This window comes from Craterilacuibacter sp. (assembly GCF_051659485.1).
Classification (GTDB): Bacteria; Pseudomonadota; Gammaproteobacteria; order Burkholderiales; family Chromobacteriaceae; genus Craterilacuibacter.
Genome location: NZ_JBOFOO010000350.1, coordinates 1 through 2,800, shown reverse-complemented (window position 1 = coordinate 2,800; position 2,800 = coordinate 1). Strand labels below are relative to the sequence as shown.

General features: G+C 59.4%; 4 protein-coding genes. 2 read left to right on the top strand and 2 right to left on the bottom strand.

The window, feature by feature from the left end:
- The coding region (locus ACRC1E_RS12020; protein WP_438515331.1) for a cache domain-containing protein at positions 1–1,045 on the bottom strand (1,045 nt) is incomplete at its 3' end.
- Between the two features lie 137 nt (positions 1,046–1,182).
- Entirely contained in the window at positions 1,183–1,608 is a 426-nt protein-coding gene (locus ACRC1E_RS12015) for an acyl-CoA thioesterase (protein WP_438515330.1), read from the bottom strand.
- Between the two features lie 163 nt (positions 1,609–1,771).
- Here ACRC1E_RS12015 and ACRC1E_RS12010 point away from each other — a divergent pair, with 163 nt between their 5' ends.
- Positions 1,772–2,329 (top strand): isochorismatase family protein, encoded by a 558-nt coding sequence (locus ACRC1E_RS12010; RefSeq protein ID WP_438515329.1) that lies wholly within the window; start codon positions 1,772–1,774, stop codon positions 2,327–2,329.
- Positions 2,330–2,360: 31 nt separating this feature from the next.
- The coding region (locus tag ACRC1E_RS12005; RefSeq protein WP_438515328.1) for an EamA family transporter at positions 2,361–2,800 on the top strand (440 nt) is incomplete at its 3' end.

Sequence of the window (2,800 nt, the reverse complement as noted above, 5' to 3'; positions counted from 1 at the left end):
CCCCTTGCCCCAATGCCACGGCCTCACCCTGCAGTTCACGGAACATGCCGTTCAGGCTAGACACAAACTGGTTGAATGCCTGTGCGGTTTGCGCCACTTCATCGTTTCCGCTGACATCGATGCGCCGGGTCAGATCCCCCTCGCCCGCGGCAATTTCACGCATCGCATCGCGCACCCGGAATAAACCCTGCAACAGGCGCCCAAGATAGGCCGAACACAGTAGCAGCACCAGCGTACACACCAGCGCCACCCCGCCTATGATCATGGCCAGCATGCGATATAGCGGCGCATCGATCTCGGCCTGATCCAGGGCGACGCCAAGCACCCAGTCGCTGCCATCTACCGGCTTGAGTTCAACCAGAAATGCCTTGCCGTCTATCTCCATGCTGCGCGCCTGCAAAGAGGCCGCCATGCTGGAGATGGCTGCACCATCCAGTGCTGGAATCACAGTAGCGACCGGCTTGAGCGCAGTACCGTCTTTCGGGTAGGCGATAACCTTGCCGTCTTTCGTCATCAGGAACGCATGGCCTTGCCCCGGCAGCTTGACGCCGAGAATCGACTGCACCAACTGCTCGATCAGAATATCGCCGCCCACGACCAAAGGCTGGCCCCTGACACTATCGGCGATGGTGATCACCAACTGCCCCCGGGTCTCCGGCTCGGAGTCCGGATAGGGCTCGGTCACGATAATGCCGTTTTGCATTTTGGATTGCTGAAACCACGGCCGCTGTGACGGCCGGTAATCGGCGCTGGGTTTAGGGCGGCCGGGTACCGAGTACGCCATATCCTCTGTCGCACCATTACCCGCATAAATAATGCTGAACCCGCCGGATTCGGCCAGTTGCTTGAGGTAGTAGCTGACCTCGGGATCTGCTGCACGCTCGAGGCTGCTGCTGATGATTTTCTTGCGCACCCCCAGCCATTCGGAGACATATTGCGCCTGCGCATGGGTGATCTGCCGCATCTCGCGCAAGGCTTCCTGATTGGCGTTACGCATCAGGTTGAAACAGACGATCAGCGTGATGCTTAGAGCGGCAAGCAGCATCGCTGCGGCTGTCAGCAGGGTTAACTTGCTACGTATTGAACGCATAGGAATACAGCCAAAAATAATAAGAATATATTTAATGTTATCAAATAACCATAAACAAATATATAAAACAAAATGGCCGTACTTATTCAATACTAATTTTCAATCAGGCGGGCGGTCGCAATATCCCGTATCGCCTGCGGAATCGGTACGCTCTTGCCCTGACGGTAGTCGACCCACACCAGCGTCACCTCGCCCACCGCATACACCGTATCGCGGTCTTCCGCGCAAAAAAATCGGTGGCGCAACTTCAGGCTGCTGCGCCCCAGATGCTCCAGCTCGATGCTGATGTGCAGGGTATTGGGGTAGGCAATTTCGCGCTTGAAATGGCAGGCGGTATGGGCAATGACCGGCCCGATACCATCGGGCGTAATCGGAAAACCGGCCTCTTCCAGCCAGTCGATGCGGATCTGCTCCAGATAGCGGAAATACACCGCATTGTTGAGGTGGCCGATGGCGTCCATATCGCCCCAGCGCATCACGATGCTTTTCTCGCCCAGAACCGGGTAATGCTTCTCCATGCCACACCTCTCAACTGTCATGCAAAAAGGATAGCCTAGCAGAAATACGGATCGGTCTCTGCACACGTTTTGGCCGAATCCGTCCCCTGTCAGGTCTGTAACCGGCATCACGCAAGGCGCTGCTCCGCGCGCATACTGGCCGCTCCCATACAAGGAGAACAGCATGCCCGAACGCCGCGCCCTGATCGTGATCGATGTCCAGCAATCGTTTATCCAGCGCCCGTACTGGGACGAAAGCACCCTGCCCGCCTTTCGCGACAAACTGCTCGCCCTGATAGCCGGCTGCCGTACGCACGGCGTACCGGTGGTCCACATCTTGCACGAAGACGGCGACGGGCCATTTACCGCCGCCTCGGGCCTGGTGCGCATCATGGACTGGCTGCCGGACGATGCCGATGCCACCTTCACCAAGCATGTACACAATGCGCTGACCGATAGCGGCCTGCAGCCCTGGCTTGCCGCACGTGGCATCACCCGGCTGATCATTGCCGGCCTGCGCACCGAGCAGTGCTGCGAGACCACCGCCCGCGTCGCCTCCGATCTGGGCTACGCGGTCGACTTTGTGACAGAGGCCACACAGACCTTTGCCATGACCCATGCGGCCAGCGGCCGCGTCTATTCGCCCGATGAAATCCGCGCCCATACCGAACTGGTGCTGGGCGGGCGCTTTGCCCGGCTGCATAGCGTATCAAGCTGTCTTGCCGCACTCACGTCAAGCTGATGGCATAATCAGTATCTAACAGGAGACATCCATGCCTTTTACCGATCGACTGATCGCACTGGCCATCGTCGCCGTGTGGGGATTCAACTTCGTGGTGATCAAGTGGGGCGTGGCCGGGGTACCGCCCTTTCTATTGGGTGCGCTGCGCTTTGCCTGCGCCGCCAGCATCGGCCTAATGTTCGTGCGCCGCCCCAAGCTGCCGTGGCGCGCGCTGGCAGCATACGGCCTGACCGTCGGCTTCGGCCAGTTCGCCTTTCTGTTTTCGGCGATCAAGGCCGGCATGCCAGCCTCGCTCGCCTCCATCGTATTGCAAAGCCAGGCTTTTTTCACCTTGCTGCTGGGTGCGCTGTGGCTGGGCGAGCGCTTCAGTGCGGCGCAGCTGGCTGGCCTTATCGTCGGTAGCGGCGGCCTGCTGCTGATCGGACTGAGCAGCGGCCAGTCGCTGCCGCTTTCTGGGCTGCTGCTGACGCT

Excerpts from the sequence above, each read along its gene's own strand:
- ACRC1E_RS12015 (WP_438515330.1), bottom strand. The coding sequence starts at position 1,608 with ATGGAGAAGCATTACCCGGTTCTGGGCGAGAAAAGCATCGTGATGCGC.
- ACRC1E_RS12010 (WP_438515329.1), top strand. The coding sequence starts at position 1,772 with ATGCCCGAACGCCGCGCCCTGATCGTGATCGATGTCCAGCAATCGTTT.